Source organism: Azotosporobacter soli, from assembly GCF_030542965.1.
Classification (GTDB): Bacteria; Bacillota; Negativicutes; order SG130; family SG130; genus Azotosporobacter; species Azotosporobacter soli.
Genome location: NZ_JAUAOA010000001.1, coordinates 48,503 through 74,738, shown reverse-complemented (window position 1 = coordinate 74,738; position 26,236 = coordinate 48,503). Strand labels below are relative to the sequence as shown.

26 protein-coding genes are annotated in these 26,236 nt (G+C 49.2%); 20 read left to right on the top strand and 6 right to left on the bottom strand.

Annotated elements, in window-relative coordinates:
- The first annotated feature begins 24 nt into the window (after window positions 1–24).
- From QTL79_RS00315 to QTL79_RS00300, 4 genes are all read left to right on the top strand, one after another.
- Window positions 25–627 carry a TetR/AcrR family transcriptional regulator gene (locus QTL79_RS00315; RefSeq protein WP_346352930.1) on the top strand — a complete coding sequence of 201 codons (603 nt, stop codon included), beginning with the start codon at window positions 25–27 and terminating at the stop codon, window positions 625–627.
- Window positions 628–719: 92 nt separating this feature from the next.
- The gene (locus tag QTL79_RS00310) at window positions 720–1,775 is read left to right on the top strand and encodes an HlyD family secretion protein (protein WP_346352929.1); all 1,056 of its coding nucleotides are present in this window, start codon (window positions 720–722) and stop codon (window positions 1,773–1,775) included.
- Window positions 1,772–3,337, top strand: coding sequence for a DHA2 family efflux MFS transporter permease subunit (locus QTL79_RS00305; RefSeq protein WP_346352928.1), 1,566 nt, complete (start codon window positions 1,772–1,774; stop codon window positions 3,335–3,337). The genes QTL79_RS00310 and QTL79_RS00305 overlap by 4 nt, the downstream gene beginning before the upstream one ends.
- 78 nt (window positions 3,338–3,415) lie before the next feature.
- On the top strand, window positions 3,416–4,186 hold the full coding sequence (locus QTL79_RS00300) for a carbon-nitrogen hydrolase family protein (RefSeq protein ID WP_346353255.1): 771 nt from the start codon (window positions 3,416–3,418) through the stop codon (window positions 4,184–4,186).
- 452 nt (window positions 4,187–4,638) lie between these two features.
- Here QTL79_RS00300 and QTL79_RS00295 read toward each other — a convergent pair whose 3' ends face one another.
- Window positions 4,639–5,193, bottom strand: a complete 555-nt coding sequence (locus QTL79_RS00295; protein ID WP_346352927.1) for a helix-turn-helix domain-containing protein — start codon at window positions 5,191–5,193, stop codon at window positions 4,639–4,641.
- 78 nt (window positions 5,194–5,271) lie between these two features.
- On the opposite strand from QTL79_RS00295, the gene QTL79_RS00290 reads away from it, so the two are divergent.
- The 4 genes from QTL79_RS00290 (at window position 5,272) to QTL79_RS00275 (ending at window position 9,215) form a co-directional block, all read left to right on the top strand.
- A complete protein-coding gene (locus QTL79_RS00290; RefSeq protein WP_346352926.1) occupies window positions 5,272–6,171 on the top strand; it encodes a DMT family transporter in 900 nt (299 codons plus the stop codon).
- Between the two features lie 52 nt (window positions 6,172–6,223).
- Window positions 6,224–6,829: a TetR/AcrR family transcriptional regulator gene (locus QTL79_RS00285; protein WP_346352925.1), complete on the top strand. Its 606-nt coding sequence runs from the start codon at window positions 6,224–6,226 to the stop codon at window positions 6,827–6,829.
- Between the two features lie 126 nt (window positions 6,830–6,955).
- Window positions 6,956–7,618, top strand: coding sequence for a type 1 glutamine amidotransferase domain-containing protein (locus QTL79_RS00280; protein WP_346352924.1), 663 nt, complete (start codon window positions 6,956–6,958; stop codon window positions 7,616–7,618).
- Window positions 7,619–7,751: 133 nt separating this feature from the next.
- Window positions 7,752–9,215: a WG repeat-containing protein gene (locus QTL79_RS00275; RefSeq protein ID WP_346352923.1), complete on the top strand. Its 1,464-nt coding sequence runs from the start codon at window positions 7,752–7,754 to the stop codon at window positions 9,213–9,215.
- Between the two features lie 98 nt (window positions 9,216–9,313).
- Here QTL79_RS00275 and QTL79_RS00270 read toward each other — a convergent pair whose 3' ends face one another.
- The 5 genes from QTL79_RS00270 to QTL79_RS00250 form a co-directional block, all read right to left on the bottom strand.
- Window positions 9,314–11,029 carry a methyl-accepting chemotaxis protein gene (locus QTL79_RS00270; RefSeq protein WP_346352922.1) on the bottom strand — a complete coding sequence of 572 codons (1,716 nt, stop codon included), beginning with the start codon at window positions 11,027–11,029 and terminating at the stop codon, window positions 9,314–9,316.
- 363 nt (window positions 11,030–11,392) lie between these two features.
- Window positions 11,393–11,779 (bottom strand): VOC family protein, encoded by a 387-nt coding sequence (locus QTL79_RS00265; protein ID WP_346352921.1) that lies wholly within the window; start codon window positions 11,777–11,779, stop codon window positions 11,393–11,395.
- Window positions 11,780–11,867: 88 nt separating this feature from the next.
- Entirely contained in the window at window positions 11,868–12,329 is a 462-nt protein-coding gene (locus QTL79_RS00260) for a hypothetical protein (protein ID WP_346352920.1), read from the bottom strand.
- A gap of 182 nt (window positions 12,330–12,511) precedes the next feature.
- Window positions 12,512–12,871, bottom strand: a complete 360-nt coding sequence (locus QTL79_RS00255; RefSeq protein ID WP_346352919.1) for a DUF1634 domain-containing protein — start codon at window positions 12,869–12,871, stop codon at window positions 12,512–12,514.
- Window positions 12,868–13,707, bottom strand: a complete 840-nt coding sequence (locus QTL79_RS00250; protein WP_346352918.1) for a sulfite exporter TauE/SafE family protein — start codon at window positions 13,705–13,707, stop codon at window positions 12,868–12,870. The genes QTL79_RS00255 and QTL79_RS00250 overlap by 4 nt, the downstream gene beginning before the upstream one ends.
- A gap of 133 nt (window positions 13,708–13,840) precedes the next feature.
- Here QTL79_RS00250 and QTL79_RS00245 point away from each other — a divergent pair, with 133 nt between their 5' ends.
- The 12 genes from QTL79_RS00245 to QTL79_RS00190 all read left to right on the top strand — a co-directional run bounded on the left by QTL79_RS00245 (window position 13,841) and on the right by QTL79_RS00190 (window position 26,227).
- Entirely contained in the window at window positions 13,841–14,296 is a 456-nt protein-coding gene (locus QTL79_RS00245) for an Lrp/AsnC family transcriptional regulator (RefSeq protein ID WP_346352917.1), read from the top strand.
- A 609-nt stretch (window positions 14,297–14,905) separates the two neighbouring features.
- Window positions 14,906–15,307: a hypothetical protein gene (locus tag QTL79_RS00240; protein ID WP_346352916.1), complete on the top strand. Its 402-nt coding sequence runs from the start codon at window positions 14,906–14,908 to the stop codon at window positions 15,305–15,307.
- Window positions 15,308–15,659: 352 nt separating this feature from the next.
- Complete coding sequence (locus tag QTL79_RS00235) at window positions 15,660–16,604, top strand: phosphatase domain-containing putative toxin (protein WP_346352915.1); 945 nt, start codon at window positions 15,660–15,662, stop codon at window positions 16,602–16,604.
- Window positions 16,605–17,114: 510 nt separating this feature from the next.
- Window positions 17,115–17,639, top strand: a complete 525-nt coding sequence (locus QTL79_RS00230) for a hypothetical protein (RefSeq protein ID WP_346352914.1) — start codon at window positions 17,115–17,117, stop codon at window positions 17,637–17,639.
- Between the two features lie 11 nt (window positions 17,640–17,650).
- Window positions 17,651–18,130 carry a hypothetical protein gene (locus QTL79_RS00225; RefSeq protein ID WP_346352913.1) on the top strand — a complete coding sequence of 160 codons (480 nt, stop codon included), beginning with the start codon at window positions 17,651–17,653 and terminating at the stop codon, window positions 18,128–18,130.
- 204 nt (window positions 18,131–18,334) lie between these two features.
- On the top strand, window positions 18,335–18,718 hold the full coding sequence (locus QTL79_RS00220) for a DUF6960 family protein (protein WP_346352912.1): 384 nt from the start codon (window positions 18,335–18,337) through the stop codon (window positions 18,716–18,718).
- A gap of 647 nt (window positions 18,719–19,365) precedes the next feature.
- Window positions 19,366–20,496 (top strand): ankyrin repeat domain-containing protein, encoded by a 1,131-nt coding sequence (locus tag QTL79_RS00215; protein ID WP_346352911.1) that lies wholly within the window; start codon window positions 19,366–19,368, stop codon window positions 20,494–20,496.
- A gap of 303 nt (window positions 20,497–20,799) precedes the next feature.
- Window positions 20,800–21,864 carry a LacI family DNA-binding transcriptional regulator gene (locus QTL79_RS00210; protein ID WP_346352910.1) on the top strand — a complete coding sequence of 355 codons (1,065 nt, stop codon included), beginning with the start codon at window positions 20,800–20,802 and terminating at the stop codon, window positions 21,862–21,864.
- A 272-nt stretch (window positions 21,865–22,136) separates the two neighbouring features.
- Complete coding sequence (locus QTL79_RS00205; protein ID WP_346352909.1) at window positions 22,137–23,165, top strand: type II glyceraldehyde-3-phosphate dehydrogenase; 1,029 nt, start codon at window positions 22,137–22,139, stop codon at window positions 23,163–23,165.
- Complete coding sequence (locus QTL79_RS00200; RefSeq protein WP_346352908.1) at window positions 23,150–24,424, top strand: phosphoglycerate kinase; 1,275 nt, start codon at window positions 23,150–23,152, stop codon at window positions 24,422–24,424. Before QTL79_RS00205 ends, QTL79_RS00200 begins: the two co-directional genes overlap by 16 nt.
- Window positions 24,414–25,262 (top strand): transketolase, encoded by an 849-nt coding sequence (locus QTL79_RS00195; RefSeq protein ID WP_346352907.1) that lies wholly within the window; start codon window positions 24,414–24,416, stop codon window positions 25,260–25,262. The genes QTL79_RS00200 and QTL79_RS00195 overlap by 11 nt, the downstream gene beginning before the upstream one ends.
- Window positions 25,259–26,227: a transketolase family protein gene (locus QTL79_RS00190; protein WP_346352906.1), complete on the top strand. Its 969-nt coding sequence runs from the start codon at window positions 25,259–25,261 to the stop codon at window positions 26,225–26,227. Before QTL79_RS00195 ends, QTL79_RS00190 begins: the two co-directional genes overlap by 4 nt.
- The last annotated feature ends 9 nt before the right edge of the window (window positions 26,228–26,236 follow it).

The following is a 26,236-nucleotide window of genomic DNA, read 5'->3' as shown; positions in this document are numbered from 1 at the left end:
GTTTGCTTGAGAAGAGGTGCTTGCATGGAGTTGGACAGCCGGAAGAAAATCATTGAAGTGGCCACTGCACTGTTTGCAAGAAAAGGTTTTGCCGGTGTTTCGGTACGGGAAGTGACGAAAGAGGCTCAAATCAACGTCTCGGCGATATCCTATTATTTTGCGAGTAAGGAAGGGCTTTATCAGGCGGTTTTGACGGAACAATTAGCGCCGATTTTGAATGCGGTGGCATTCGTACGTGAGCAGAAAGATATTTCACCGGTGCAGCGCCTTACGCTGTATGCCGGAAATATTGCACAAATTCACGCCAACAGCCCCTTTCTCTCCCGCTTTATGAATGGCGAACTAACGAATCCGACCGGCTATGGCGGACCGATTATAGAACAGCATTTGTCGCAAGCCTATCAATTTATTACCGATGCGTTGCAAGAAGGGATCGAGCGCGGCGATTTCCGTGCGGATTTGAACATTACCTACGCCGCCGTTTCATTGGCCGGAATCTTGAACTTTTTTTTTATTGCCAAACCGCTATTGCAAAAATTCCTGCCGCTTGGTGCAGAGGCCAACAACGAATACACGACGCATGCATTTGCACTCTATCTACGCGGCATTATGCCGTCCGCCAGGTGAAACCGAGGCGACGGCTTTTTTTTACAGGATGCATCAAACAATCGTTTGTTTGTTTAAATAGAAGAGAACGGAAGCGGAAAAGAGGATGTAAGATGAAACTATCGCCAAAACTGATGAAAATAATTATTGTTCTACTCATAACGGCTGCCGCCGGAGGCGGCTATTCCTATCTTCACCGTGGTGAAATTTCAACTGATGATGCGGCGATTGAAGGACGCAATATCGTAATCATGCCGAAGGTGCAAGGCTACGTCAAAACCTTGAATATTAACGACAATCAAATGGTAAAAGCGGGCGATGTCCTTTTGGAAATCGATCCGACCGATTATCTGATCAAGCGTGACCGTGCGTTGGCGGCGCTGACGGCGGCGCGTGCGGCGGCGGATGTCACGCAAAACAATTTGAAGACGACCGTGGTTGCCGCGCCGTCCAATGTCGATTCGGCGGAAGCGCAGGTTGCCGCGGCCGAAGCCGTCTGGAAAAAATCGGCGGCGGATCGGCAGCGTATGGAACAGTTGTTTTCGACCGGCGCCTGCTCGCGTCAACAGTTGGATCAGGCGGTGGCTTCCGAGCAATCGGATCGCGCTTCGCTCGACAAAGTGGCGGCTAATTACCGCTCTGCGAATACGGCAGGCAGCGTAGTTGGCGCAGCGCAAGGCAGCAGTGCGCAAGCGATGGCGCAGGTGAAACAGGCGGAAGCCGATCTGGCGCAGGCGGAATCCGATTTGGCGAACACGAAGATCGTTGCGCCGATTGACGGACGGATCACGAAACGCAGCGTAGAAGCGGGAAATTATGTGCAAATCGGTCAGCAACTGGGTTCGCTTGTTGGAACGGAGCTATGGGTAACGGCTAATTTCAAGGAAACGCAACTCGAACAAATGCGCCCCGGACAAACGGTCGATATTGTGATCGATGCCTACCCAGACGTAAAATTGCAGGGAAAAATCGACAGCTTTCAGGCCGGAACCGGCGCGCGCTTTTCTTTATTCCCGGCTGAAAATGCCACCGGAAATTTTGTGAAGACTGTGCAGCGGGTGCCGATCAAAATTACGCTCGATACGTTGCCGGACGACGGTATTCACCTTGGGCCGGGCATGTCGGTCATTCCGACGGTACACACGGCCAAGGCAGGAAGATTGTTATGACGGAAGCCGAACAAACATCGTCCAATCCGATTCTTGTCTCGCTGGTCGTTTCGATTGCCGCGTTTATGGAAGTGCTCGATACGACGATTGCCAATGTTGCGCTCTCCAGCATTGCCGGTTCGCTGGGCGCAAGTTCGGAGGAAAGTACCTGGGTTTTAACCTCCTATCTCGTTTCGAACGGCATTGTCCTGCCTCTCTCCGGCTGGCTGTCCGGTTTGATGGGACGCAAGGCATTTTTCATCGCCTGCATCATCGGTTTCACCTTTACTTCGTTTATGTGCGGCATCGCCAATTCGCTGCCGATGCTGATCGTCTTCCGTTTGCTGCAGGGCTTGGCGGGCGGCGGCTTGCAACCGGCGCAACAAGCGATCATCAAGGATAGCTTTCCACCGGCCAAACTGGGCATGGCTTTTGCCATCACTGGGATCACGACGCTGCTCGCGCCGATTCTCGGGCCGAGCCTCGGCGGTTACATCACCGACAATTTCAGTTGGCGCTGGATATTTTTTATGAATGTGCCGATCGGCTTGCTTGCGGTCTTTCTGGTGAAGTTACTGGTGGAGGATCCGCCGAGCGCGCAAAAGCGTGACGTAGGCTCGGTCGATTATATCGGTCTTGGTTTGATTGCGCTGGGACTTGGCGCGCTGCAAATCGTTCTCGACAAGGGACAGCAGGAAGACTGGTTTGACAGCTCCTTTATCCTGATTTTTGCAGCGATTGCCGCCGCCGGGTTGATTCTGTCCATTCTCTGGCTGCGTCAGCAAAAGGAACCAATCGTTAAACTGAGTCTGTTTGCCAAACCGAGTTTTTCGATGCCCTGCATCATGATCTTCTTTGTCGGCTTTGCACTCTATTCCAGTGCGACGCTCTTGCCGATGCTGGTGCAGTCGAATTATGGCTACAATGCAACGTTAGCCGGACTTGTTTTATCGCCTGCGGGCGCCGTGACGCTCTTGATGATGCCGGTGGTAGGAAAGTTGGTCACGCGAGTCAAGGCCAAGTATCTGATTTCTTTCGGCATGCTGATCAGTGCGGTCGGCATGTGGGCTACCGGCATGGTGACGCCGCAGACCGATTATGCGACGTTTGTGCTGGTACGGATGCTGCAGACGATCGGGCTGCCGTTTCTTTTTGTTCCCGCCAGTACGTTGGCGTTTTCCGAAGTCAGCGCCGAAGACAGCAGCAATGCGTCGGCGATTGTTTCGCTGATGCGCAATCTCGGCGGCAGCATCGGCATTTCACTGGTGACCAATCAGCTGATTCATAGCCAGCAAGTCGAACAGTCGGCGCTGGTACAGCATTTGACCAGTGCCGATCCCGGCTACGCCAGCGCGCTGGCCGCGTATGTGCAAACCTATGTTCAGTCGGGTATGCCCGCGGCGCAGGCGTCCAATGCCGCGCTGGGGCACATTTATCAGGAATTGATGCATCAGGCCAGCATTTTGGCGTACCGCGACGCGTACCATTTTGTCGCCTGGATTTTGTTGGCGCTTGCCGTTATCGCGCTATTTATGCCTGGCAATGTGTTGCACAAGAAAAATGCGTCTGTTGCCGCGCATTAAAATTACGCCATACCGTTTTTATCGCTTGCTGTGATATAGTAAAGAAAAACGGCGATGGGTGGAGACGGTTTGAAACGAGTGGCTTTTTTTCAACAACAGGTGCTGCGAAAAAATAAAGCGGAAAACCTGAAAAAAATAGTGAAAGTTCTGAAGCAGGCGGTAGTCGATATTTTGGTGTTGCCGGAACTTTGTACAACCGGTTATTTATATGAATCAAAAGCAGAGGCCCTTGCGTATGCGGAAGCGATTCCCGGCGGACCGACTACGAATTCACTGATCGAAATTGCGAAAACCTATTCGTGCGCAATCGTCGCCGGAGTCGCGGAAGAAGAAAACGGCGAACTTTTTAACAGCGTCGTGGTGGTCGATCGTAACGGCTATGTCGGCAAATACCGGAAGATTCATCTCACCCGCTATGAGAAAAAGTTTTTTAGCCGCGGGCACGAACGCCCCGTCTTTAACGTCGCCGGTATTCGTCTCGGCGTTCAAGTCTGCTACGACCTGTGGTTTCCGGAAATGTCGCGGGAGCTTGTTTTGCAAGGCGCCGATCTGCTTTGCGTACTGGCGAATTTCGGCGCAGCGACAACGCAGGAGATTGCGCGGGTGAGAGCGCTTGAAAACAGGACGGCGCTGGTTCTCTGCAATCGCATCGGCTTTGAACAGGAAGCGGATATGGATGCGGAGTTTATCGGGAAAAGTTTGATTGTAAATCCCGACGGCCAGATGCTGGCCGAAGGGGAAGAGCAAAAAGAAATTGCCAAGGTCGTGGATCTTGAAATCAATCGCGCACGTTTTAAAGAAAGTCTGCTGTGCGATGATTTATTGGAAGAGATAAAATTGCATCAATGATGCAGCGTTTATTCGTATTAACTCGATAAGCGTTTTACGAAGTTTTCTTACATCATCAGGATTTTGCGAAGCAATCCTTTCGCGTTGTTACGTCGGCCTACCAAGCCCCGCGGCAGTGGTTTTTTGAGAACGTTTAGGGCGAGTATATCGGCAGACAGGTTGAAATAGACAAATCAGACAGTACTCGCGGCATGGACGCCGCGAGCAGACACTGCGCCCGGATGGCGCATTGTGTCTGGAATGGTGGCTGGTGCAGGCTATTTCGGCCATGTCTGCCACGAAGCCCTTTCGTTCTGGAAAAACCACTGTTGCGGATAGAGCTAAAACTCAGAATGAATACAACATGATCAAGTTTGATTTGCTAAGCAGACTCCTTTTAAGCAACCTGAATAAAACAAAAAGAATGAGGCTGTCTCAAAATAGGCGGAAAACCTATTTTGAGACAGCCTCTCTTATTTCTGATAAACAATCAAATTTTGAAAGCGGCACAGCGTGTCTTGCGTGTTGGCGTATGCGTGCGGTTGGTTGGCGAGGAACTTTAACGCCTGTCCGCTTTGCAGCGTGATTTTTTCCGCGCCCAGTCCGATTTGCAGCGTGCCGGCAAAAACGAAGATATATTCCTCGACGCCCTCGGCGTGGTTGGGCGAATGATGCGTCGCGCCCGGCTGCAGTTCAATCGAAAGAATTTCAAAATGCTTGTTGGCGTCAAAGGGGAAAAAGGAATAAATTTTCATCAGCCCGTCGCATTCCAAAACCGGCGTGAGCGTATCCGCGGAAATGATTTCGTAGCTGAGGTCGCTTTGTTCCATAAACGTCGAGAACGGAACCTTCAGACCGGTGGCGATTTTCCAAAGCGTCGACACGGTCGGGTTCGATTTGCCCCGCTCGATCTGGCTGAGCATGGCCTTGCTGATTCCGGTCGCTTCGCTGATCGCGTCAAGACTCAAGTCGTGTTTGCTGCGCAGTTTTTTCAAATTGCGGCCGACGAGTAAGGTAATATCATCCATGCGTGAAACCATCCTTTTGTATTGTATGATGTAGTTTTGTATGTTATGATGAACAAAAATAAAAATGCGGAGGCGAAAATGAAACAGGCAATCGGCTACGGAATTTTGGCATCTTTATTTTTTGCGGTGACTTTTATTTTAAATCGAAGCATGAACGCGGCCGGCGACAGTTATCTGTGGAGCGCGGCGCTGCGCTATCTGTTCATGTTGCCTTTTCTCTTTCTGATTGTATATCGGCGCAGGCAAACAACGCAAGTCTACCGGGCGATAAAGAATGAACCGGCGGCTTGGCTGCTCTGGAGCAGCGTCGGTTTCGGCCTCTTTTACCTGCCGCTGACCTTTGCGGCCAATTACGGCGAATCCTGGCTGATCGCCGGACTTTGGCAATGTACGATTGTGGCCGGAATTTTGCTGAGTCCGCTCTGGGGCGTGCGCATCCCGGGAAAAAATCTCGCGATTGCCGCTTTTATCCTGATCGGCGTCTTTGTCCTGCAGATGGAAAAAGCGGCAGGAGAAAACATGGGGCAAAATTACCTTTATATTTTGGCGGTACTGGTGGCGGCGGTCGCCTATCCGCTCGGCAACCGGAAAATGATGCTGCTGTGCCGCGATGAACTCAACACGACGCAGCGCGTATTCGGCATGACGCTCTGCAGTATGCCGTTCTGGCTGCTCACCGCTGGCGCGGCGCTTTTGCAAAGCGGGCTCTTCAGTTGGTCGCAGGCGATGCAATCGTTGATCGTCGCGCTTTTTTCCGGTGTCGTGGCGACGCTTTTGTTTTTCAAAGCGACTACAATGGTCATGCACAATGCAAAAAAACTGGCGGTGATCGAAGCGACGCAAGCGGGCGAAGTCGTTTTTTCGCTGCTGGGCGGCTGCCTGCTTTTGGGCGATGCGCTCCCGACGACGCTGGGCTGCATCGGCTTGTTGGTGATTGTAATCGGTATGCTGGCAAACAGTCTTACGACCGCATCATAAAAAAATGTAAAAAAGACTTGATAAACAATATGACCAGTTGTATAATAAAGCCATGGCAAGAAAAAAAAGTGCAGACTTAGAAAAAACAAAACAGACTATCCTGGAAGTCGGCCTCGCTCTCTTTGAGCAAAAAGGATTCAATGCGACCGGTATCCAAGAGATCGCCACATTGGCCAATGTGCCCAAAGGTTCTTTTTATAACTATTTCAATAGTAAAGAAGACTTTTGCGTTGCAGTCATTCGCTTTTATACGGAAGCGAGCATTGGACGATGGAAAAATATGCTGGCGGCGGCAGAGACGGAGGGTTCTTATCAGGCTTTAAGCACGGTCTTCGTAGAAGTTACCGAACGCTATGAATGTGCGGCGGTAAAAAAAGGCTGTCTTCTCGGCAACCTGGCTGCGGAAATCAGCGAAGCCAGTGAAGAATGCCGCATGGCGTTAGCGGAAGCGGTACGCGAATTCAAAGAAATTTTGGCCGAACGATTGGCGGCGGGACAACAGGCGGGGAAAGTCCGGCAGGATTTGTCCGCGCAGCAATTGGCTGATTTGGTTTGGGATTGCTGGCAGGGCAGCTTGCTGCGCATGAAGATTGAAAAATCGGCCGAACCGGTCAGAACGAATTTGGAAAGTCTCTTTCATCGCCTGCTGCTGCCGTAGCGGAGCGAAGGGATGCCGGATAAGGCGAAACGCCTTATCCGGACAACAAATCCTGTGACAAATTTTTTTGACAAATTAAAGACGAATGGTCACTTAAGAACAAAAATGAATGCGAGGGTTAAAAAAATGGCGAATAAAAAAGTACTTTTAGTGGTTACCAATCATGACAGAATCGATGATCAACATGTATCCGGCCTCTGGCTGGAAGAATTTCTCGAACCGTACCGTGCGTTGAAAAGCGCCGGTTATGAAGTCGTCGTAGCCAGTCCGAAAGGCGGCAAATCGCCGCTCGACGCGCGCTCGATCGAAGACGGCATTGCAGGAATTTCCGAAGCGGCGTTGCTGGAAAACACGCTTGCGCTGAGCGAAATCAACCCGCTCGATTTTGACGGCATTTTCCTCTCCGGCGGACATGGCACGATGTTTGACTTTCCGGCCAGCGCCGATCTGAAAATCGCGCTGCGCAAGCTGAACAAAGAGGGACGCGGCATTGCTTCGGTCTGCCACGGCGTGGCCGGTTTGGTCGGCGTATTGAACGAGCAGGGCCGTCCGATTGTCGAAGGACGCAACATCACTTCCTTCACCAACAGCGAAGAAGTCGCGGTGGCGCTCGACCACCTGGTGCCGTTCATGCTGGAAACGCGTTTGCGTGAACAGGGAGGCCTGTTCAGCAAGAAAGATAATTTTGCGGTTCATGTGGTTGCCGACGGCAATCTGATTACCGGACAAAACCCGCCGTCTAGCAAAGCAACGGTGGAAGCGCTGATCCGTTTCATTGAAAGCAAGTAAGAAGAAAAGCGTAATAATAAATAAGAGCGTCCGTCAGCAATGACGGACGCTCTTATTTATTATTACGACGATGGCAAAGAAAGGCGATGCGTGATATGATTTCCATATAAAGGAAAAGAGGGGGCGGTTGATTTTGCGTGCTAAGATCGGCTTGTTGATGGGAATGGCAATCGTTGCGGCGTGGCTGTGCTGTAGCGGCGCTTTTGCCTTGGCAGCGGAAGAAGCGATACAGCCTGTTGTCGCAGCGGAAAACAGTCAAAATCAGGTACTGAGTGAGGTGCAGAAATCCGGTAAGCATGGCCTGTTGGATCAAACGGGAAAAATAATACTGCCGTTATTGTTTGACTCCATTGCGCCGCTATCGGACGGTTTTGTCGGCGTGACGCTGAACGGCAAAAAAGGCGTCTATGATCGAAACGGCAAAATAGCGTTGGCGCTGGAATATGACGAAGTCAGAGCGGCTGGCAATGGCTTGTTGGCAGCGAAGCAGGGCGAGGAGTGGAATTATTACAAAGCCTATGAAAAGAATAGGCTCGCCGGTCCATTTACGGATGCAGGCGTATTTTGCGAAGGCTTGGCGCGGGTAAAAAAGAATGATCGCTGGGGTTATATCGATCTTCAGGGAAAAACGGTCTTGCCTTACCTTTATAAGGAGGCCGCTGATTTTTCCGAAGCGTTGTCGGCGGTGAAGTTGAATGACAAGTGGGGATTCATTGATAAGACAGGAAAAATGGTGATAGCGGAAAAGTTTAGCAAGTATCTGCAGCCGTTCACAGAAGGTTTAGCGGTGGTGAAAGAAGAAAACGGCTGCCAATATATTGATCGGCAGGGGAATCTGGCAATCGCAGCGCCCTACGATCAGGTCTATCCTTTTACGAATGGGTTGGCGGAAGTGCGTGTGCAGCAGCGCAATGTTTCCTGGAGCGGCGTCCTGTTAACCGCGGCGAAAGTAGCCAGCGGCAGCGTGATTGTGAATCCGCTGGATTTGACGCAAAAAATAGTAAGGCGCGGTTTTATTGATAAGACGGGAAAGCAGATCGTGCCGCTGACGTATGATGGGGCCGGCGAATTTAAAGACGGTCTGGCATTGGTCATCATTAAGGAAAAAAGGGGATATGTGAATCGTCAGGGTGAGTTTGTGATCCCGGCTGTCTATGATGAACTCGGCGCGTTTAACGAAGGTCTGGCCGTTGTCAAAAAGGATGAAAAGTGGAATTACATCAATAAACAAAATCAGCGGATCAGCCGCTTGTTGTTTAGCGACGGCGGAAATTTCAGCTGCGGCTTGGCCGCAATCAAGTTGGGTGACGAGTGGGGCTACATGAATCATGAGGGGTATCTGCCGTTCAAGGGACGTTTCGAAGCGGCGCAGCCGTTTAGCGAACAGGTTGCAGTGGTCAAGCAAAGCGGCGCTTGGGGCGTGATCGATGCGAGAGGAAAATTCATCATTCCTCCTAATGCGGCCTATGAGGAACTGCGCAATTTTCACGCCGGTGCGGCAGCTGTGAAAATAAAAGGACAATGGGGCTATCTACGTCTTGATGGGCGGATGCTGGTGGAAGCGCAGTATGATGCGGCGCTGCCGTTCGGGCAATAAATCGCGCTTGGTTCATTGATGAGAATATAGAAACGAAAGAAGAAAACCAGGCGATCCTGCAGCAGGAAATCGCCTGGTTTTCATTTGTTTTAGTGAAATTAGACGCGGAAAGCGCGGATGCCTTTTTCCATCTCCTGCGCCATACTGGCCAGGCCTTCGCTGAGCGAGGCCAGCTCTTCGAGCGAGGCGGATTGCTCTTGCGTGGCTGCGGAGACTTCCTGACTCTGTCCGGCGCTGGCGCGGCTGACTTTGTCGATCGCCTGCATCGCGGTCACCACGCGCTGGCTGCGCTTGGCGATCGTATCCATCACCTGCGACGCTTCGGAAACCTGACCGACCATTTCTTCGATCATTGCGGAAATTTCTTCGAACGAATGGCCCGCTCCCTGCACCACCTGGTAGCCGGTCGAGACTTCCTGCGTGCCTTTTTCCATCGCGCTGACGGCCGCGTTGGTATCGGTCTGGATATCGCCGATCAACTGGGCAATCTGCTTGGTCGATTCCTGCGATTGCTCGGCCAGCTTGCGCACTTCCTCGGCGACGACCGCAAAGCCGCGTCCCATCTCGCCCGCACGGGCCGCTTCGATCGCCGCGTTGAGCGCGAGCAGATTGGTCTGTCCGGCGATGCCGGAAATCGTATCGACGATCAGGCCGATTTCTTCCGAACGTTGGCCGAGCTTGGCGACGCACTGCGCCGAAAGATCGACGGTCGAGCGGATCAGATCCATCTGACCGACCGCCTTATCGACCGCCTGCACGCCCTGCGAAACGGCGTTGCCGGTGCGGTCGGCCGCCTGGCTGATCACCTGCGTGTTTGCGGCGGCCTGACGGATGCCGTTCGAGATGTCTTCGACCGCATGCAGCGTTTCGTCGGTTTGGCGCAGCTGATCTTCGGCGCCTTCGGCGACGCGCGAAATGGCGAGAGAGATTTGGCCGCCCGCCTGCGCGGACAATTCTGAGCTGTGGTTGATGTCTTGCACCGCGCCGGTCACCTGATGCGCGGAGAGCGAGATTTGTTTTACCAAATCATGCAGTTGTTTACGCATCGCGTTAAGGTGGCGTCCCAGTTCTCCGATTTCATCGCGACCGGAAACCGCGACGTCTTTGGTCAGATCACCCTCGGCAATTCCTTCGAGTACTGCGCCGACTCTTTCCAAACGGCGTGCCAGGCTGCGGGCCATCAGCCAGCCGCCGCTCGTCAAGAGCAGCAGGGCGGCGAAGGTCACGGAAATGAGAACCCGCTCCGCCGTTTGCGCGGCGGCTTTGCTTTGTTCGTTCATTTTTTCGCTGGCCTGCGCGCTGATATTGACCAGTTCATTTAAGATCTCGGTACACTGCATCGAATCTTCCGTTACGTACTGATTCATGTAAGCGACGGCATCGGCGTTCTTGCCGCTCTTGGCAAGCGCGAGCGCTTTTTCCCGGCTACTGCGGTACGCTTCAATGGCCGTTTTTAGCTTTTCCAGATGCTTTCGTTCTTCGGTGGAGCGGTTGCCCTTTTCATAGGTCGCCAAAGTCGTATTCGTAAGCGCCGACAAGTCTTGAATCTTTGCTTGCAGCTGTTGCTGTTTTTGCGGCGACAGGTGTTCGTCAATCAATTGACCGACCATCACGTGAACAATGATAAAATTGGCGCGTACTTCATTCAATTGTTTGATCGGCTGTAAATGTTCTTCATACATGCGGTCCATATTTTGACTGACCGCGTGCGTGTAATAGTAACCGAAAGCTCCGGCTACGGCCATGGAAGCCACCGCAACCAATACGGCCAACATCAATTTTGAAAACAGTTTTAAATCATGAAACCATTGCATCGTGAAATTCCTCCCCAAACTAATGAATTGTTGCTAGTGTGGTTAAGAAGCGGTGCAAGCCGTCCCGACAAAATAAAAAAACTCAGCCTTTGCTGAGGATGCATGCCAACAGACGACCGATCCTTCAGAACCGAGACATGACCTCCTTCCTATCTCCCTTAGGCAGCAGCGGCGATTGCTAGGCAGGCAGTTATTCTTCAGTTCGTAAGCCCTTCTGGGCGCCTGTCTTTTGAACTATGCAGTTGTCGCGTTCCTATCTTCAGTTGTAATTTTAAAGTTTTTTAAGTGGAATGTCAAATGAGAGGGCGTGGTTGATTAAAAAATGCGAGACCGTCCAAGACTGGAGCGGCTCGCATTTATCATTTACTCGGTGATTTCAACCAGATTACCGTCAGGATCGGCAATGCAGCTTTCGTAATAGCCGTCGCCGGTGCTGCGCGGTTCGCCGGTGACTTTAAAGCCCTGCGTACGCAACGTTTCGGTCAGTGCATCGACTGCTGCGCGACTGCCGACGGAAAAAGCAAAATGGATCAGGCCGAGCCGCTGTTTGTTGTTGGTTGCGGCAGGCGTGATGCCTTCCTGCTGCATTAATTCCAGGCGGGCGCCGGAAGAAAAGGAAATGAAGTACGAGCTGAAACCTTTGCGGGCGTTGACGTACTTGTCATTGGACTGGCCGGAGAAATAGCGCGTATAAAAATTTTTCATTTCTTCCAGACGTTGCGTATATAACGCAATGTGCTCAATTTTCATTGTGTCCGCCTCACTTTCGTTTATCTGGGCCTGAAGAAAAAGCTCTTCCTGTTAATCATAAACGATAATGCGAGCGTATGCCATGTCTTTAGGAAGCGACGGCGCGTTTCTTTTGCTCGTCGAGATACGCGCACAGCGCAAGAAATTCGGTGATGCTGGTGATCTTTTGCAAATTGCGCAAGTCGAAGATGATGCCGGTGTATTTATGACGGACAAATTCCATATCGTACAATTCACATTCGATAAAACCTTTGCGCCAATCATGAATAAGCGGCGTGAAATCATCCCAGTTGCGTTCAAAATATTTTACCTTCGCAAAGCAAAGCTGGTAAATATAAAAAATAATCCGTACGAGCGAAGATTTTTTGGCAAACTTGTGGCTGAAAAAAATCTTTTGCGGATATTTATCTTTGGGCCGCTCCCAATATAAATTAGCATTGCACTGCAGTGCATATTTTTTTAGCACCTGTCTTTTTTCCGGCTCCAACTCATTAAGCAGAATGCGGTTGCGGATCTCACTGTCTTGCATCTTTAGCGCCTGATAATCCATGAAGCCAAATCCTCCCGTCGCGTTGTCGGTCAATGCCTTACTAGTATTTGAATTTCGCGAATTGTCGCAAAAATCCTTTTGCTATTTAATAAAACAGGTGAAGTTATCGAAAAAATCAATTGAGAGAAAAAGAAAAGACCCGCTGCGCTGAAGCAAATCGCTTTCAGTACAGCGGGCGTAGGTCACTTGCCGAAGTAGAGACTGGCAAGCAGGATGACGAAGACGATCGCGGTGATAATCGTGTAGACCCAGTCCCGTTCGGCAATGAAGATCAGGATCGACGTGCCGACGCGCAGAACCGGCGTCAGAATCAGCATCAACAAACCGAGCATGATGATGCCGAACGGCTTGCCGGCAAGCGCTCCGGCGAGAATGGCCGCGCCTTGCGTCGGATATTCATGGCCCGGATAACCGCTTTCGCCGCTGATAAAGAAGACGAGAAGACCGGCGATGATGACCGCGGCGCTGGCCAGTACGCCGAGGCGCAATGTATAACTGACGAAAAGGTCTGCCTTGCGGCTGGCGGATACTGTTGTCGTCATAATGAAACCCCCAATCCTTGCAGCATCATCTGAATGCCGAGATAAAGCAGAACCGGTATGAACAGTTTACGGATCGTCCGGCTCTTCATCTTTTGCATCAGTCGTGCGCCGATTGTAGAGCCGATCAATACGCCGATCGCGACCGGCGCGGAAATGATCGGGTCGATATCGCCGCGAAAGAGATAGATCGCCGCGCTGGCCGCGCCGGTCACGCCCATCATGAAATTGCTCGTTGCGCTTGATACTTTAAGCGGCAGACGCATAAACATGTCCATTGCCATGACCTTGAAGCTGCCGCTGCCGATGCCGAGCAGGCCGGAGATCACGCCCGCGCCGTACATCACGCCAAAGCCGCTGTAGACGTTTGCCGCATTGTAGGCGATGCGGCGGCCGAGTACCTTATCATAATAGTCGCCCTGCAGGCGCAGCTTTTTCGCCAACGGATGCAGTTCGACCTCGCCGGGCAGTTCCTGTTTTACTTTTTTCAGCATCATCAGCGCCGAATAAATGAGAAAGACGCCGAAGATCGAATACAACAAGGTCGGCGCAATTAAGCCGCCGATCACCGCGCCGCAGATCGCGCCGACGGTGGTCGCGATTTCAAGGAACATGCCGACGCGGATATTGGTGATGCCGTCGCGGATGTAGGCGATCGCCGCGCCGCTCGACGTGGCGATGACGGAAATCAGACTCGCGCCGATCGCGTGCTGTATGTCGACGCCGAAAAGAAACGTCAGCGCCGGAGTCATGATGATGCCGCCGCCAAGCCCTAAGATCGCGCCCATGATGCCGGCCGACATCGAGATCAGTAGAATTTTAAAAGCGATAATGGTCATAATATTGGCTCCTGTTCTTTTTGTTTTGCATGAGGTCTGTACTTGTTTTATGAACACAAGTATAATACAAGATATACAATCGTTCAATAAATTTATTAATATTTTACAATGTAAAGTAAAGGGGCGAAAAAGAATGCGTTTTGAAAACATAGATGAAATCGACCGGCAAATCTTACAGTACCTCTCGGCAAACGGACGCTTAAGCCATGCGGAACTTGGACGTCTGGTCGGCCTGACGCGCGCCGCGGTGCGCGAGCGGGTAAGCCGTCTCTTAGAAAACGGCATCATCAGCCATTTTACGATCGTCGTAAATCCGCTGAAAGCGGGCAAGAGTTTGTCGCTTTACTTCAACATCGACGTGACCTGGGAACGGATGGACGCTATTGCCGCCGAACTATTGGCCTGCGAAGAAATCACCAACGTATATCAGATGAGCGGCCGCCCGCACCTGCATGTCCATGCGCTGTTTGACGATCAGGATCATGTCGAACGCTACCTGCAGCGCCTGCGCAAAATCGAAGGCATAGTCAGCGTCGAGTCGGAGTTTTTAATGGCGCGCTATAAAGAGCGCGGTGCGTTGTTGATTTGACAGGAGAGCAGTGGTCATGAAATCATGTACGTAGAGGTTCGTGATTTTACAACGTCTTATTCAGCGCCAGGGGCTAAAACTCAAAGACAGTGATAAGTTAATTTCTGGGAGTGATAATGTGTTTAAGATACACGATAACGAAATAGTATCGTATGAGGTCAATCTTAGAAATCAAAAAATTATAATGAACACAAAAAATAATAAGCTGACAGGAAATATAGACATTGTTTTTTTGGATGTCTTAGTTCATTTTTTCAGACGGAATTAAGCGGCAGTATTATATTTGATATAAATAAATGTGATATTATTCAATTTGTGAAAGACAATAAGGTTTTGTTGAAAAACCAAAAAAACTATTCTTGGCCAATGGACTATAATACCATAGAAGAACTAGCAGAAAAGTTATTGAGAGAGCAATATTCTTATTATGTAATATCATCTTCATATGGTTTGAGTGGATGGGTTTCAGGAAAGAGTTGTGAGATTTTTAATAAGTGAAGTGTTGCTGAAAGGATAATTGGGGAAAGAAAAAAGGAATGGTCTTGGGGTCATCCTCTCTTCTTCTAATGTTAGACCTCAAGGGTTGGGGATGCTTAATTTGGAGGGCCAATGAAATTAGTAAAACTACTCAGCATCGGGTTTTTGGTGATGATCGTATGGATGTACTTTGTTTGGCATAGTGAAGAGGGGAAAATTCGCGAAACACGGCTTGTTGCAGAATATCAGGCGTTGCAACAGCCGCCAGGAGCAGAAGTAGTTTTTTATCGGTTAGAAAGAAAAATAATTATGAGATGGATTTTTAGTTGTTATAAGTATCCAATGAAGACAGAAGAGGTGATTGGATACTATAATCAACGGCTTAAGGAACAAGGATGGCAGAAAAAAGAGAGACCTATGAGAGATGGACATATTGAACTAGTTTATGCGAAGGAAAATTTGGCGTTTTCTTTATTGCTTAATGACGATAATACATGGACAGTTTCAATGTCGTATGAAGATGCACATTATTAAGTAGAGAAAAGTCAACAGACCTAACAAAGTCGCCAAAATCGCTCCGTCCTTTCAAACTTGAAAAAAAGCATAAAAAGCAAGGCCTCAGAATTTGTATTCAAAAAACCCAGTGACTGATAATAGCATAAGAACTCTAAAAAAATGGTTCACGGCAGTATGCCGTGAACCATTTTTTCGCACGACCCCAATATTACTAGTTGTCAAACAGGAGGGAGTGGCAACTAGGTTTTGAATATTGCTTGGAATAAAAAGAATATTTCGCAAACAATGTTCATTTGTTTGCTTAGTTGCACTACAATATAATCACGTGAAGAGAAAGAGGTTGCCAAGAAACGTCTGAAGGAGGATCGTGATGAATTATTCATTAGTTCGTAACATTGTCTTTTCATTTTTTGTTTTGAGCGCAGTTTTATTCAGCGACAATTCGCTTCTGCTGGCTGCCGAACCAGCCCCCGGTCTGCAAATTTTAAAGCTCGACCGGCCGATTTCATTCAACGTGCCGGAGAATTTCCGCCGCGCGCAGGATCCGTTTAAGCTCGGCACAGCGGACGGATACATGCCGACGCGCAGAGGACTTGATGCGCTTCGTATTTCCGGCAGTCGATTCTTCTCGCAGCCGGAGCTGACGAAAATACTATATTCATTGCCGGAAAAAGACGTCGTGATTCTTGACTTGCGCGGTGAAGCGCACGGGTACTTGAACGGAAATGGCATGAGCTGGTACAGCGCCTATAAGCGTATTAATTTCGGAAAAACCGCTGCCGTGGTTGAGGCGGAAGAAAACAAACTATTGGCAGGCGTTGCGAAGCAAGAGGTTGAAGTGGCTACATTGGGCAAGGACAAGTCGGTCGTTGCGGTCGACATGATGCAAGTGCAGCAGACGTTGAGCGAACGTGAGCTCGCAGCGCGAAACAACGTAAAATACTACCGTATTCCCGTCAGCGACTATACTCCGCCAACCGCCGAAAATGTGGAGCAATTTCTCGCTTTTTATAAAAATCTTCCGGCAGATGCCTGGGTTCACCTGCATTGTGAAGCCGGAGAAGGAAGAACAACCACGTTTATGGCGATGATCGATATGATTCATAACGCAAACCGGGTCAGCTATGATGATATCATGATCCGCCAGTGGCTACTGGGCGGACAGGACATTCGTAGCGCTACGGATAACGATCCGTGGAAAAAAGAAGCGTATAAAAAACGGGCCGCCTTCACCAAATTATTCTATGCATATGTGCAACAAAATCCGAAACTTGACCTGAGCTGGAATGATTGGCTGTTAAAGCAGCGACAATAGGACGAGGAAAAGAACAGCCGCACAAAAATGAGGGGCGGCTGTTTACTGTTCTACGCGTTAAAATTGGAGCTGGCGTCAGAAGCAGCAGTGGAAGAAGCAAAGGGACGCGTACGTTGCGTCCCTTTATTTTCTTGGGTGTAGGCGCAAACAAACGCAAACAAGGGAACCGCAAACAAGGGGATGGTTCCTCTGTTTCCTTAAGAAGAGCGGAATTGGATATTACGGCAGTTGAAAGAAGTAAAAGGAAGTAGCCTCCGGCAGATTTCGCGAGTGACCGGGCTGGGGCTAAACATGATATACAAGGCATAAAGATAAGACGAGTAAAAAAATCGAACAAAGGAACCGTCCCCTTGTTTGAATGCCTCGGTTTCATAGAAATAATAACATTTCTCATGGTTTAGTTAATGGATCAAGGACAGTGACATTTTTAAATTTATAAACCTTTCCTTCCGAATCTGACTTGCCCTATAATGGAATATGTTTGAAGAATCTACCAAAGGAGCTAAATTCATGCGAATCAAATCCATGCTATTATGCCTAGTGCTTATTATGTCTTTCCCTCTCCTGTCTCAAGCTGCGTCCCCCTACACATACGCCTCCACAGATAGCCTCCTGATGGACAAGCCAGCTAAAAAATTGATCTACACTGATGTTTTTCAAATTACAGTTCCCGATAAATGGAGCAAAAGCGATCAATTTCTTCTGCAAGATCCTAACTCCTCTGTCGCATTTTTGGCCTGTGATGCCAAGTTTTATGCTAATCATGAAGCAATGAAATATGTGAAAATCGAGCCAATTGGTGGAAGTTTTTCAAACACAAAAGATGTTTCGTATTCAGGAATAAACGGCAAGCTCTATGAAATGAAAGTGGATGGAAAAAATAAGGATCAACTGCCAGAACCATTTACTTTGATCGTTTATGATCTCCGAGGAGATAAAACCATGTACATTTTCATGTTCAAAGCTAATTCTGCCGATTATCAATATCTGCTCAACGTATCAGATGCCATCATGCAAACGTTTAAACCACTATAGGAGGGGCTACCTTGAAACGATTTTTGCTGTTCGTTTTTCTTTTCACCCTATTAGTGTCTTCAGTGTCACTAGCAAGCCCCCAAACCACATATACCGTTGATGATTCTTTTACAATCGACATTCCTGCTAGCCACTTAATAACTGCTACAAAGAAATCCATAATCACCCAAGATAATCCTTTTTTTCTAGCTGCTACTTTTACTTCAATCACCAGGCAGAACATCGACAATGAATTGTCCCATATGCTTATGGTTATCGAACATTCAAAAATACCACATCAAATTGAATCCTCTGGCAGCTTAACACTCAACAATCGCGACGCTGCTTTTATACTAAGTTCGACTAATAACTGCATGATGTATGAGATTCTTTATATAATTTACGGTGACAACATCCAATGTAGAGTATTAGCTTTTGGTAAATATGAGGACCTAGACAAAGATCGAAGAGAAATCGAATCCATAGTTTCAACCATAAAAATGTTAAAATGAGGTAACTAAAGCAATAACCTTCTCACCCTGGGCGCTCGGCTCGCCAGGTTTTTCTTTTTGTCAGCCCGCCTCACCGCATCCTTATACCGCCTCATTCACGCATGTTTGGCTTGAATCGAACAATGGAAGCGTCCCCTTGTTTGCTTGCCCTAAATAAAACGTTATTGGTTAAAAGTTAAATTGTAGAAGAGGGGTTGAGATGTTTTGAGTCGAAACAAAAATACTTGGGGATTATACCCCTGGTTTATTGAAAATGGTGAGCAACTTATCGAACCATTGGATCTAGAAAAATTTAAGCGTCTATCACCATATGGTAAAATATTTGAATGTATAGATGAGGATAATGAGTATATTACTTTGAAATATGGTGAAGAAGTATACCAGGTTAAAGCTGAATTGTATAAACAAGTAAATGCACCTATATTCACATTTGGAAATAAGGTACGATTAACCGAAAAACTTGAAACTATTGGAGTAATCATAGATATAAACTGGCACAATAAAGAAAATACTCCGATTTACCTTATTGAAATAAATGGAAAACGCAAATCTACTAGGTATATGGAGACTGATTTGAGTATGATATGAAATCATTGAAAAAGTAACATCAGACCGGTTTTATTGGGGTAAAGTTCGAAGTAAGTCATCAATGAGAAAAAAGAAGTTGATTGGCAATTCAAACCGAAAAAAGAACAAAAAACCAGGCCGCAGAATTTGCATTCATCGGCAAACAAGGGGACGGTTCGAAACCACTGAAAAAGTTACAAAACAGTGAATACAAAAACGAGGTCAACGGGCAAAAAAATCAGTTGACCTTGTTCTTATTTTTCGAGGAATCAAGCAAAGGGACGCTTACGCTGCGTCCCTTTATTTTTTTGCTGGTAAAGCAGAATCATATTCAAAACGGATAAATATGAGAGGATATGGCAATGTGATTTTAGTAGATTGTTTTTTCGACAAGACTGGTAAAAGTGATTTTTGAAAGTGGACGATTGCTTAAATAACAATGAAATGGAAAGAACGAGCGAAAGGCTGCGGCAGGAGATAGTTTACGAAAATTGTTTCAAATTTGGATGAAACAGGCAGGGGATTGTGAAAAAGAAGCGGAAAATATAAATGTGAAGTGTAAGACAAAGGAATAAGCCGGTCTGGAAGAAGCGAGGCTTTAATTGCTGAAGCAGACTTAAAATGGCGGAACCGGCGACTATATTTAAGTGAAGAGGTGCGGGGATACGATGATGAAAATGGTTCTTCGATGGGTGCTGTGCGCGATGATTTGCAGTTTTTCATTACAGGCCATGGCCATGAGCCAAGACGATGCAAAAGCGGAAATGGCAAAAAGAAACTTGAACTTTACGGAGCAGGATTTTTTCAAACAATGCATAAGTGGGAATGCGCAAACTGTTCAGTTATATATCGATGCAGGCATGAATCTGGAAGCGAAAAACGCAGCGGGCGGAACGGCGTTGATGATGGCCGTGACGGCCAATAAGGTGGAAAATGCAAAAGCATTGATCAATGCAGGCGCGGATGTAAATGCCAAAGACTTTCAAAATGCCACGCCGCTATTCTTTGCCGTATCCATGGCGAATAAGCCTTTGGTGGAAGAATTAATCAACAAAGGCGCCGATCCGGAAGTGAAAACAAACTATGGCTTTACGGCGAAAAAAATGGCGAACATGACAAAGAATGAGGGCATCTTGGAACTGCTGAATCGCGGCAGCTATAAAAAAGAAAATGCGGCGCTTGCGCTGATCGACCCGCTGATTCCGGCGGATTATCCAACGATCAAAACAAAAACCAGCTTGAGAATGCTGTCGGAAAATACATTGAAAGAAGCGAAAGCCGAAATCGGCAAAGTCGATTCGTTTCAGCGCGAAGTAAATCGTTACGGCTATCTGCTGGGCAGCAAAGGCTATAATGACTTTGGGGGAAAATTTTGGTTTGGGATTGCCGGCGGAAAAACAGATATTGAGTATACGCTGATAACGCCATATTCGGCTGTGCGGTATGAATTTTGGCGGGCAAACAAGCAATTTAAGCCGGTGGACCAAGCGGCGCTGGATTATTATATGAATCATCGGGATACCGTGTGCCTTGTCATATCTCCCAAGAATGCCGCTAATGAAAATTTTTGGGAACGGTATAACGGATATTCCGCTCACAAATACGAGGCCACCATTTCGAATGTTGTAATTCGGAAAAATGGCGAAGTGTTTCAAAATGTTCTGCGCAATGGCGATAAATGGTATTTCCCGATCGATTTATTTGTCGGCAGCGAAGACATGGAAGTGATCGCGGTAGATGCCGATAATGAACAGAAAATCTTAAAAGTATCCGCAGACCGGATTGCGGAAATAAAATAAGCGGGAGCGGATTCGGAGCAGGGTAAGGCTCCGAATCCGCTGAAAAAGTTACAAAACCGTGAATTTAAAAACGAGGTCAACGGGCAGAAAAATCCGCTGACTTCGTTTTTTTATTCTCTCAAGAAGAGCAAGGCAGCGAGTATGAAGGATGGTCGCTTCAGATTTGAGAGAAGTGAAAAAAAGAAAGCAAGTGCCCCTGATAAAAGAAAAAATGTTTATTTAACGCAGACCAATGTCCTGCTTGACAGTGAATGCAAACGTTTGTTATTATAAAAACAGAGACGGAATATTGGGGTGCATATTATGCCGGTAACGATTAAGGATATTGCCAAGATTGCTGGCGTAAACTTTTCCACCGTGTCGAGAAGTCTGAACGACAGCGACCTGGTAGCGGAAGAAACGAAAAAGCAGATCAAAGAAATTGCGAAGAACCTGGGCTTTGAATTCAACGCCAACGCGAGAAGCTTAAGCACCCAAAAGACGGGCTCGATCGGCGTCATTTATCCGGAAAGCTTTGAAGCCTTTCATGTCAACCTGTTCTATAATTCGCTGCACAATCAGATCCGCAAGACGCTCGAGAAAGCGGCGCTCGACTTGATCGTGGCCTTTCCGAAGAACCGTTTTGACGGCAACAGCAGCAACATCGAACGCTTGGTAAAGAGCAAAAAGGTCGACGGACTGATCATTGTCAGCCCGCTTTTGGATGAACTCGACAAGGCGGCGCTCCGTCTGATGAAAAAGCAGGGCATTCCTTTTGTTTTCCTGCATCATTATCCGAGCGATCCCTGGCTCTTGGAAGAGGCGAACGTCTTTTGCACCGACCATTTCATCGGCGGCTTCAAGGCGACCGACCATTTACTGCAACATGGACATACGCGCATCGCCTGCATCACGGCGGAAGGCGGTATGGACGAGTTTGCCAGCCGGACGAAAGGCTACCGAGCCGCGCTCGAACAGCATGGCCTCGCATTTGATGAGCAACTGCTGTTTTACGGCGATCAGTCGTTTCAAGCCGGGTACCAGACGGTGCTCGATAATGAAGCGACGCTGCGCAGCGTCAGCGCGCTGTTTGCGCAAAATGACCTGATGGCCCTGGGGGCGATTCAGGCGTTGAAGGAATTGAAGCTGAGCGTGCCGGAAGACATCGCGGTCGTGGGCTATGACGACATCGAACTCCTGCCGTTTTTCAGACCGCAACTGACGACGGTGCATCAACCGCGTGAACAGATCGCGGTACTGGCATGCGAATCGCTAATCCAGTTAATCAAGAACGAAAAAACACAAAAGCGGAACTTGGTCATCAAGCCGCCGCTGATCATACGCGAATCATGCGGAACCCGCAGTGATGCGGACCGCAACATCGAATAATGCATGACGAATCCATCGGTTGTTTTTATCATTTATTACAAGCACTTGTAATCGGACTATTGTGAACTGTTGCACTGAACGTAACGCACGATCCGGAAAATGAAACAGCCTGGGGAAGATTCTGTTATGCATTATCTTTTTTTGCCCAAAATGCAAACGTTTGCAAATAAAAAATAGCTTAAAAAGTCGGAATAGAGCAACAATTGCGCGCGGAAAGGGGGCCGGGAAGGCGCTTGCAAAGCAAAATAAAATCGAAAGCGGAGGGGTCAGAAATGATAAAAGTTGGCGTAGTAGGGTATGGAGTAATCGGGCAGCGGTTGGCTGACGGCGTGGCGCTGCAACAGGACATGAAGCTGGTCGGTGTTGCCGATGTGGCTCCGACTTTGGCAATTAGAGCGTTGAAGGAAAAAGGCATGCCGTATTCTCTCTATCTTGGCTTGGCGGAAAATCGTCCGCAGTTTGACGCGCTGAACATTCCGATTGCCGGATCGTTGGAAGATTTGGTGCGCGAGTCGGACATCCTGCTCGATGCGACCAGCGCCGGCGTCGGAGCGAAAAATAAAGAGCTGTATAAAAAGTACGGCAAGAAAGCGATCTTCCAAGGCGGCGAAAAAAATTCGGTTGCCGATGTGTTTTTTCATGGTTATGCCAATTATGAAAACGGCGTGGGCAAAGATTTTCTTAAGCTGACCTCCTGCAATACGACCGGCTTGATCCGTTCGGTTGATTGCCTCGACCGTGCCTATGGCGTTGAGAAAGTGGCGATCACGATCATCCGCCGCGTCGCCGATCCCGGCGATTATCACCGCGGTCTGACCAATGCGCTGCAAATCGACAAAGCCCCCAGTCATCAGGCGGAAGACTTAATGACGATCATGCCGCACATTAACGCGACGGGGATATTAGTGCATACGCCGGTCACGCACGGCCACATCATCACGGTGGTTGCAACGACGAAGAAAAAGATCAACAAACAACAAGCACTGGATGTATTCGGCAAACATCCGCGCATCCGGGTCGTGAAAATCGAAGACGGTTTCCAGGGCAATGCTTCCCTGTTCCGTTATGCAAGAGATCTCGGCAACCCACGCGGCGACATGTACGAAATCGGTTTGTGGGATGAATCGATCGTCGAATCGGGCAATGACATCATGTATGCGATCAATATTCCGCAGGAAGCGGTGACGATACCGGAAACGATTGACGCGATACGGGCCGCGATGGGGATGCAGAAAGAACGTCTGGCGGCGGTCGGCGAAACGAATAAATATCTGGGGTTGGGAAAATGGCTGGAACAATAAGCGCAATCAAAGCGATGGACGAGCTGGCGGTCAGCGGTAAAACGGTGATACTGCGCCTTGACATCAATTCGCCGCTCGATCCGAAGACGAAGAAGATCGTAAGCGAAAATCGCATCAAAAAAAGTTTGCCGACGCTACGGCATCTACTGGAACGCGGTGCGAAACTGGCGATCCTTGCCCATCAGGGCGACACGCTCGATTATCATAATCTGATTCCGCTGACCGAACATGCGCAAAAGCTGTCGGCGCTGCTTGGTCAGGAGGTTCGCTACATCGATGATGTATGCGGACCGGCGGCGCAGGAAGCGGTGCGGAACCTGAAAGCAGGCGAAGCGGTACTGCTCGGCAATTTACGTTATTTGTCCGAGGAAATATCGACGTTTGAAGATGCGGTAAAACTGAAACCGTCGGAAATGCTCAATACGTATCTGGTACGGAGCTTGGCGCCGCTGGCTGACTTTTATGTGAATGACGCCTTTGCCGCGGCGCACCGCAATGCACCGTCGATGGTCGCATTTCAGGAACTGCTGCCGAGTGCAGGCGGCTTGCTGCTGATGGATGAGATTCGTGCGCTGGCGACCGTGATGGAAAAACCGGCGCGACCGAACGTCTTCGTGCTGGGCGGGCTTAAGATATCGGATGCATTCGGCATGATGGAACAGGTGCTGGAGAACGGTTCGGCCGATAAGATCCTGACCTGCGGCGTTACCGGTCAAATCATGATGATGGCCGCCGGGTACGATCTGGGTGCGAAGAATGAGGAATTCATCAAGGCGCGTTCGCTCGATGTCTTCATCAAACCGGCGCAAGACTATCTGGCACGGCATCGCGACAAAATCGTCTATCCGCTCGATTTGGCCTATGAGCAGGCGGGAAAACGGGCCGAGATTATGCTTTCTGCGTTGCCGGCAGACGAACTGTATCTCGATATCGGCCAGCAGACGATTGAAAAATTCCGCGCCGAGCTGACTGGCGCGGGGACGATCTTCGTCAACGGACCGGCCGGGGTCTATGAAAATCCGCTCTTTGAAAACGGCACAAAAAACATTTGGACTGCGATTGCCGAAGCCAAAGGCTATTCGGTGATCGGCGGCGGCGACACGGTCAGTGCGGCGCAAAAGTTCATCGATACCGGAAAAATTAATTATGTGTGTACCGCCGGCGGAGCGATGGTCCGGTTTTTATCCGGCGACCGACTGCCGCTGTTGGCAGCGATGCAGAAAGGCGGTACAAAAAGGGGGGATGACCATGCTGAGTAAGGAAGAGACAAAGGAACTGAAATTATTCGCGCTCAACATCCGCATCGAAACGCTGAAAGCGATGGGGAATCTGGGCTTCGGCCATATCGGCGGCGCGATGTCGATTGCCGATACGCTGGCCGTTTTGTACGGCAAAGCGATGAAATACGACGCGAAAAATCCGGACTGGGAAGAGCGCGATTGGCTGGTTTGTTCGAAGGGCCATGCCGGACCGGCGATTTATTCATCCCTGGCTTTAAAAGGCTTTTTCCCGCTGGAACGCTTATTGGAACTAAATAAACCGGGAACCAGCTTTCCCAGTCATTGCGACAGAAACCTGACGACCGGCATCGACATGACGACAGGCTCGCTGGGGCAGGGTTCGTCGCTTGCGGTCGGCGTAGCGCTCGGTCATCGGCTTGACGGACGGGACAACTACACGTATCTGATTCTTGGCGACGGTGAAATGCAGGAAGGGCAAGTCTGGGAAGCGGTGCTGCTGGCAGCGCAGAAAAAAGTAAGCCGCCTGATCACGTTTGTTGATTACAACAAGCAGCAACTGGACGGTTACACGAAGGACATCAATGATATGGGCGACATCAAAGCCAAGTTTGACGCGTTCGGCTGGCATGCGCAGGAAGTGGACGGATCCGACGTGGCCGCAGTAGCGCAGGCGATTGAAAAGGCGAAACAAGAGCAGGAAAAGCCGTCGGTCATCGTATTGAACACGCTGAAAGGCAAGGGCTGCAGCTTTGCGGAAAATGTACTTTTAAATCATCACATGACGATCAGCGCGGCGCAAATGGAAGAAGCCCTGGCCGTGCTGAACGGTGAAGTGGAAAGGCTGGTGCAGTCATGAAAGCGGTTTTAGCGGAAGAAAGAGTAAAAGAAGCCAAGGAAATGCGGGCTGTTTATTGTGAAACGCTGATGGAACTGGCCCAGGGCAATAAGAATATCGTCGCACTCGATGCCGACCTGATGAATTCGATGGGCATGACGAAATTCGGCAAGGCATATCCGGAACGGACATTTAACGTCGGCGTGCAGGAAGCAAACATGATCGGCGTCGCGGCCGGCTTGTCGGCGACAGGCAAGATCCCTTTCGCACATTCCTTCGGACCGTTTGCCACGCGACGCTGTTTTGACCAGCTTTTCTTATCCTGCGGCTATGCCAAGCTTAACGTCAGGGTTGTCGGCAGCGATCCCGGAGTAACTGCGGCGTATAACGGCGGTACGCATATGCCGTTCGAAGATATGGGGATCGTCAGAAATATTCCGGGCATCACGGTTTTGGAGCCGGTCGATGCGACGATGCTGAATGACCTGTTAAAACAAACGGCGGACTTATACGGCGTGTTTTATATCCGTCTCTTGCGCAAAAATGCATTGAAAATTTACCAGGACGGATCGACGTTTGAAATCGGCAAGGGCATCACGCTGAAAAACGGCAGCGATGTAACGATCATTGCCAGCGGCATCATGGTGGACGATGCGCTGACCGCAGCCGATGAACTAGCTAAGCAGGGCGTATCGGCTCGCGTCGTCAATATTTTCACTTGGAAGCCGATCGACAAGGAACTGATTATCCGTTGTGCGCAAGAAACCGGAGCGATTGTGACGGTTGAAAACCACAGCATTATCAACGGACTGGGTTCGGCGGTGGCGGAAGTGGTCGTCGACAATAAAAACGTGCCGATGGAACGGGTCGGCGTCAATGATTCGTTCGGCGAAGTCGGACCGCAGGATTATCTGAAGCGGCGCTTCGGTTTGACTGCGGAAAACATCGTGGCCAACGTGAACAAGGTGTTGGCGCGAAAAAGCTAATGGAGGCGT

What these genes read in the sequence shown, in the direction of transcription:
- QTL79_RS00315 (WP_346352930.1), top strand. Translation starts at nt 25, where the DNA reads ATGGAGTTGGACAGCCGGAAGAAAATCATTGAAGTGGCCACTGCACTG.
- QTL79_RS00310 (WP_346352929.1), top strand. Translation starts at nt 720, where the DNA reads ATGAAACTATCGCCAAAACTGATGAAAATAATTATTGTTCTACTCATA.
- QTL79_RS00305 (WP_346352928.1), top strand. Translation starts at nt 1,772, where the DNA reads ATGACGGAAGCCGAACAAACATCGTCCAATCCGATTCTTGTCTCGCTG.
- QTL79_RS00295 (WP_346352927.1), bottom strand. Translation starts at nt 5,193, where the DNA reads ATGGATGATATTACCTTACTCGTCGGCCGCAATTTGAAAAAACTGCGC.
- QTL79_RS00290 (WP_346352926.1), top strand. Translation starts at nt 5,272, where the DNA reads ATGAAACAGGCAATCGGCTACGGAATTTTGGCATCTTTATTTTTTGCG.
- QTL79_RS00285 (WP_346352925.1), top strand. Translation starts at nt 6,224, where the DNA reads ATGGCAAGAAAAAAAAGTGCAGACTTAGAAAAAACAAAACAGACTATC.
- QTL79_RS00280 (WP_346352924.1), top strand. Translation starts at nt 6,956, where the DNA reads ATGGCGAATAAAAAAGTACTTTTAGTGGTTACCAATCATGACAGAATC.
- QTL79_RS00270 (WP_346352922.1), bottom strand. Translation starts at nt 11,029, where the DNA reads ATGCAATGGTTTCATGATTTAAAACTGTTTTCAAAATTGATGTTGGCC.
- QTL79_RS00265 (WP_346352921.1), bottom strand. Translation starts at nt 11,779, where the DNA reads ATGAAAATTGAGCACATTGCGTTATATACGCAACGTCTGGAAGAAATG.
- QTL79_RS00260 (WP_346352920.1), bottom strand. Translation starts at nt 12,329, where the DNA reads ATGGATTATCAGGCGCTAAAGATGCAAGACAGTGAGATCCGCAACCGC.
- QTL79_RS00255 (WP_346352919.1), bottom strand. Translation starts at nt 12,871, where the DNA reads ATGACGACAACAGTATCCGCCAGCCGCAAGGCAGACCTTTTCGTCAGT.
- QTL79_RS00250 (WP_346352918.1), bottom strand. Translation starts at nt 13,707, where the DNA reads ATGACCATTATCGCTTTTAAAATTCTACTGATCTCGATGTCGGCCGGC.
- QTL79_RS00245 (WP_346352917.1), top strand. Translation starts at nt 13,841, where the DNA reads ATGCGTTTTGAAAACATAGATGAAATCGACCGGCAAATCTTACAGTAC.
- QTL79_RS00240 (WP_346352916.1), top strand. Translation starts at nt 14,906, where the DNA reads ATGAAATTAGTAAAACTACTCAGCATCGGGTTTTTGGTGATGATCGTA.
- QTL79_RS00235 (WP_346352915.1), top strand. Translation starts at nt 15,660, where the DNA reads ATGAATTATTCATTAGTTCGTAACATTGTCTTTTCATTTTTTGTTTTG.
- QTL79_RS00230 (WP_346352914.1), top strand. Translation starts at nt 17,115, where the DNA reads ATGCGAATCAAATCCATGCTATTATGCCTAGTGCTTATTATGTCTTTC.
- QTL79_RS00215 (WP_346352911.1), top strand. Translation starts at nt 19,366, where the DNA reads ATGATGAAAATGGTTCTTCGATGGGTGCTGTGCGCGATGATTTGCAGT.
- QTL79_RS00210 (WP_346352910.1), top strand. Translation starts at nt 20,800, where the DNA reads ATGCCGGTAACGATTAAGGATATTGCCAAGATTGCTGGCGTAAACTTT.
- QTL79_RS00205 (WP_346352909.1), top strand. Translation starts at nt 22,137, where the DNA reads ATGATAAAAGTTGGCGTAGTAGGGTATGGAGTAATCGGGCAGCGGTTG.
- QTL79_RS00200 (WP_346352908.1), top strand. Translation starts at nt 23,150, where the DNA reads ATGGCTGGAACAATAAGCGCAATCAAAGCGATGGACGAGCTGGCGGTC.
- QTL79_RS00195 (WP_346352907.1), top strand. Translation starts at nt 24,414, where the DNA reads ATGCTGAGTAAGGAAGAGACAAAGGAACTGAAATTATTCGCGCTCAAC.
- QTL79_RS00190 (WP_346352906.1), top strand. Translation starts at nt 25,259, where the DNA reads ATGAAAGCGGTTTTAGCGGAAGAAAGAGTAAAAGAAGCCAAGGAAATG.